This window comes from Tissierellales bacterium (genome assembly GCA_035301805.1).
In the GTDB taxonomy this organism is placed as follows: Bacteria; Bacillota; Clostridia; order Tissierellales; family DATGTQ01; genus DATGTQ01.
Window position 1 is genome coordinate 1 of record DATGTQ010000042.1, and the last position, 4,452, is coordinate 4,452.

General features: G+C 28.8%; 5 protein-coding genes and 1 riboswitch. Of the genes, 1 reads left to right on the plus strand and 4 read right to left on the minus strand.

Annotated elements, in window-relative coordinates; genetic code table 11:
• Window positions 1-11 precede the first annotated feature (11 nt).
• Both VK071_01940 and VK071_01945 read right to left on the minus strand, forming a co-directional pair.
• The gene (locus VK071_01940; protein HLR34070.1) at window positions 12-824 is read right to left on the minus strand and encodes a nitroreductase family protein; all 813 of its coding nucleotides are present in this window, start codon (window positions 822-824) and stop codon (window positions 12-14) included.
• 95 nt (window positions 825-919) lie between these two features.
• On the minus strand, window positions 920-1,477 hold the full coding sequence (locus tag VK071_01945) for a phosphatase PAP2 family protein (GenBank protein HLR34071.1): 558 nt from the start codon (window positions 1,475-1,477) through the stop codon (window positions 920-922).
• A gap of 211 nt (window positions 1,478-1,688) precedes the next feature.
• Window positions 1,689-1,782: riboswitch (THF riboswitch) on the plus strand.
• A 65-nt stretch (window positions 1,783-1,847) separates the two neighbouring features.
• On the opposite strand from VK071_01945, the gene VK071_01950 reads away from it, so the two are divergent.
• Window positions 1,848-2,366 carry a folate family ECF transporter S component gene (locus VK071_01950; protein ID HLR34072.1) on the plus strand — a complete coding sequence of 173 codons (519 nt, stop codon included), beginning with the start codon at window positions 1,848-1,850 and terminating at the stop codon, window positions 2,364-2,366.
• A 72-nt stretch (window positions 2,367-2,438) separates the two neighbouring features.
• Here VK071_01950 and VK071_01955 read toward each other — a convergent pair whose 3' ends face one another.
• Window positions 2,439-3,491 carry an ABC transporter permease subunit gene (locus tag VK071_01955; protein ID HLR34073.1) on the minus strand — a complete coding sequence of 351 codons (1,053 nt, stop codon included), beginning with the start codon at window positions 3,489-3,491 and terminating at the stop codon, window positions 2,439-2,441.
• Window positions 3,466-4,365, minus strand: a complete 900-nt coding sequence (locus VK071_01960) for an ABC transporter ATP-binding protein (GenBank protein HLR34074.1) — start codon at window positions 4,363-4,365, stop codon at window positions 3,466-3,468. The genes VK071_01955 and VK071_01960 overlap by 26 nt, the downstream gene beginning before the upstream one ends.
• Window positions 4,366-4,452: the final 87 nt, after the last annotated feature.

Here is a 4,452-nt window from a genome sequence, read left to right on the forward strand (position 1 = left end):
AGGCATATTTTTTATATTTTAAACTCTGCTATATGAGTATATTTACTTCCCTCATATTCATCAAATTCTTGAGGAATTAACTGCCACCCTCCACTTAATCCTATTGACTTTAACATTTGTTCTAAATAATATATCACTATACCAGCATCTGTTAAATTAAGGTTTTCATCTGAATCTTTCAGTGTTAAAATAATTCTATCATTTTTTAATATAAATCTCCATGGTTGACTATTATGACTAGAAGGTGCAAACCTTAGGTAGTAAAATAAATCACTTAGTCCTCTTGTTTCTAGCTCTTCATAGCTTATAGGCTTACCTACTTTCCCATTAAATACTACTTCTTCTACAGAATGTCTACCACTACTGCTTTCTTCTATAAAAGGGTTTTTAGGTACTGGATAACCTATGGATAATAAATAATCCATATTTCCTTCTAATCCAGGATATATTTCTTTTTTGAAATTTTCATCTACATCCTGTATACTTATCCAACAAGTCCCTAAATTAAGTTCTATAGCTTTGGTTATCATTTTCTCCATTCCATAGGCAGCTCTTATTATATTTTTTGGACTATCTTTTGTTATTTCTAAACCTATGTAATGTGGACTTTCAATCATTACTCCTGCATAGCCGCCTTTTCCTTTAAAAGTATCATATACATTTTTTCCATCTGTAAATAATGGAAAATTAAAACATTCATCTCCTACACATTTTTCGAGAGTTCTTCCATAGTTAATAACTTCATCTAGCAGTTTCTTATCTACATTCTTATTTTTATACTCTCTAACGGATTTCCTATTCTTTAAAAAATTATTCATTAACATATATGCATCCACCTCTCTCTATGAAACCTATATTATATTTATACCACAATCAAAGATTACTAATCTAGGTTTACAATCTAAAATACTCTATATTATTATATTAAATTTAAAGATTTCATTAGCTTTTCTATGTGAATTAGTAATTTAAAATGAACAATTACAGAAGTTAAGACTCCTAAAATTATTCCTGCTACTACATCTGTAGGATAATGAACACCTAAATACATTCTAGATATACCTACTATTAAAGCTATTAAATAGAATAATATAGACCATGAAGGTATATTTAATGACAATATTGTAGCTATAGTAAAACCTGCAGTTGTATGGCCTGATGGAAAAGAATAGTCTTTAAGTTCTATCCCGAAAGTATTAATACTTTTTAAAATTTTATATGGTCTTTCTCTCTCTAGAATCTTTTTTACAATGCTAACTATAGATTGACTTATTCCAAGGGCTATTAAACCTTCACCGCCAATTAACCTAGTTTTCCCTTTACCGAATAAAAATAAGCCTCCAAGAAAGCTCGTAGTTACAAGCCAACCACCCATATAAGTAAATATATACATAAATTTATCTAGAAATTTATTTTTAAGAGTATCATTAAACCAAAACAATATTTTTCTATCAAGATTATTAAAGTCTTTTTTCATTTCTCAACCACCTTAAATTATTGTGTTTTCATATATTATATCTCATTAATTACAATATATAAATACCCTTTCCATAACATAAAAACCAAACTACTATTATAACTAGTATTTTATATAATTAATAGCTTCTTATATTAGTATATTTGAAAAAGGACCAATAATCTGATATATTTGAGATGAGTACAAAATACTCGTTTTTAAAATTTAAAATGACAGAGTAGGTAACATACGTTAAGTGTCAAAGGATGGGACGTCGCTTTTGAACGAAAAGCTAATGCTTGCGTTATGTTATCGCGTTCGCTGACACTATCAGTATATCTTCTTTCTGATATGGCAGACTGTCATATCATTTATGAAAGGAGGTATTTTTTTGAAGAAGATAGATATAAAAACTATTGCTATATCTGGCTTTTTAATTGCATTTAATATCGTGCTATCAAGAATCATTACTATTCCTGGGGTTATTAACTTTGGTGGATTTCCAATTATATTTGCTGGAATAGTCTTTGGGCCTATTGTTGGTGGTATTGTCGGAGCTTTGGGAGATATAGTTAGTTTCATAGTTAGACCAACAGGGCCATTTATGCCTCATTTTGTTCTAACCTCAGCTCTCACTGGTATTATTCCAGGAATTCTTATGAAGGTTCTAAAGGCTAAATTACCAAAGTTTCCACTATGGAAAATCTTCGTAGCCATATTAGTAGGACAAGTAATTACATCGGTTTTAATGGTTCCTTATTTTAGAAATATACTTTTTGACCATCCTTTTATTATTACTATGTCAAAAGCGGCAAGTAAACAAGCTATAAATATTCCTGTTTATTCTATATTAATAAAAGGTCTTATAGAATCCTTAGCTAAGGCAGGAGTTCTTGAAAAAAATTCTTAAAGTTAAAATTGCTGTTAGTCTATAATCCTTATAATAACTACTAAGTGTGACAGAGTTTCCCCTGCCACACTTTTAAATCTTACTTCTATTTAACTTTATACTATAGGTTGCTATTAACCAACCCAAAACTATTCCAACTACATATCCTATTATAATAGACACACTATAAGGAAAATCAAAACTCCATCCAATAGACTCAAATATTACTCCTGTTAATAGGGAAATACATCCTGTTACACCTACTTTAAAAAATGTTTCTAAAGATTCAAATTCTAAGGTTTCTCCACTTCTTTCTATTGTATTTTTATCAAATAATATTTTTGCAAATATAAACATAAGTATTCCTGATATGAAGTGGAAAATTATAGCCGAACGTTCAAGGTTAAAGACTAGATATGGTATACTATATCTAGCTAAAATATTTAATATTTCATCTATTTTTACAGTAGTATAGCCCCATGCAGATAAGTTCATTTCTATTAATCCCATAAACCCAAGAGGAAATATAAGGAAAATAGCCGTTAAAGCTATTTGTGATATACTTGTTCCTGTTAATGTTGCAAATAAAAATGAAAACCCTAGAAAGACGAATAATCTAAAAATATTTGCCCCTAACCAAGTCATTACTAAACCTACAGAATAAAATTCTCTCAAATTTTTACTAATTCCTAGAGCTAAAGTCATTATTAAAGCATTTATTAAAAAAGGGAAAATAAGATTTGTAAAAGCTACTAATAATTTATTGAAAAATATTTCCCATCGTGTAAAAGGCATAGTTGCCAAGACCTCAAAGGTTTTTCTCCTCTTTTCTTCGCCAAATAAAAGAGTTGCTATAGATATTGGCACTAAGGCTAATATAATCATTTCTATAAATGTTAGTTCTTTAAACCTAAATTTAACAAAATCTTTAGTAGATTCCTTATATTCCTCCGCATCAAAATAATCATAATGCTCTGGGTGTTCTTCTGCCTCTTTCACTATAGTTTCGTATTCACTATTAGTTCTTATTATTCCTAAAGTCATTGTAAAAAATAACATACCTGCAATAAAGAAAGCTGACCATTTACTCATGTTCCAATCTTTTTTAAACAATGTTTTGTTATAGCCCAATATCTTCAAATCCATAACCTTCTCCCTCCATTCTGTGTATAAATATTTCTTCCAAAGACATATCCACCATTTCTAGTAAAATTGGATTATGACTTTTAACTATATCTAAAACCCCTTCCAAATTGTCTCTAACTACTATCTGGTGAATCCTTCCAATACTTTCTGTCCTTAAAACATCTTCATTTTCTTTTATCTCATCTGGTAATCCATTTTTAAAAGCTACTTGAATCTTTCTTACATTGCTTTTTAAATTCTCCACACTATCTTCTAATAAAATTTTCCCTTTATGAATAATACCTATGTGATCACATATTTGTTCTAATTCTCCTAAATTATGACTAGAAATTAAAACTGTAGTGCCATTGGTACTTACTTCATCTACTATTAAATTTAACATTTTCCTTTTCATAACAGGGTCCAATCCTGAAGTAGGTTCATCTAATATAAGTACTCTTGGCATAATTGAAAAATTCAATAATATAGCTAATTGAGTTTTCATACCTTTAGATAAATATTTAATCTTTTTATTTTCATCAAGATTAAAGAGTTTCATTAGTTGACTATATCTAATTTCATTCCATTGAGGATAAGCACCTTTATAAAATTCTACAATTTCCTTTACCTTAAAAGAAGGATAAAAATATTGGAAATCTGATATATAGCCAATCCCTGATTTTATTTTTTTATTCTCTTTTATAACTTCACCTTCAATTTGAATATCTCCCTTTTTTGATTCATAAATATCTACTAAAGTTTTTATTAAAGTAGTCTTTCCTGCTCCGTTAGGACCAATAAGACCGTATATGGAACCTTTCTTAACATGTAGATTTACATCATCTAATATTTTATTACCACCTAAAGATTTATTTAAGCCTTCTACTTTAATCATCTTTATTTAATCCCTCCATTTCCTCAACTAAATCTTCTATAAACTTTAAAATATCCTCTTTACAAAACCCCATATATAAAGCATCTA

Coding starts and splice junctions, on each gene's coding strand:
- VK071_01960 (HLR34074.1), bottom strand. CDS start 4,365: ATGATTAAAGTAGAAGGCTTAAATAAATCTTTAGGTGGTAATAAAATA.
- VK071_01940 (HLR34070.1), bottom strand. CDS start 824: ATGTTAATGAATAATTTTTTAAAGAATAGGAAATCCGTTAGAGAGTAT.
- VK071_01955 (HLR34073.1), bottom strand. CDS start 3,491: ATGGATTTGAAGATATTGGGCTATAACAAAACATTGTTTAAAAAAGAT.
- VK071_01945 (HLR34071.1), bottom strand. CDS start 1,477: ATGAAAAAAGACTTTAATAATCTTGATAGAAAAATATTGTTTTGGTTT.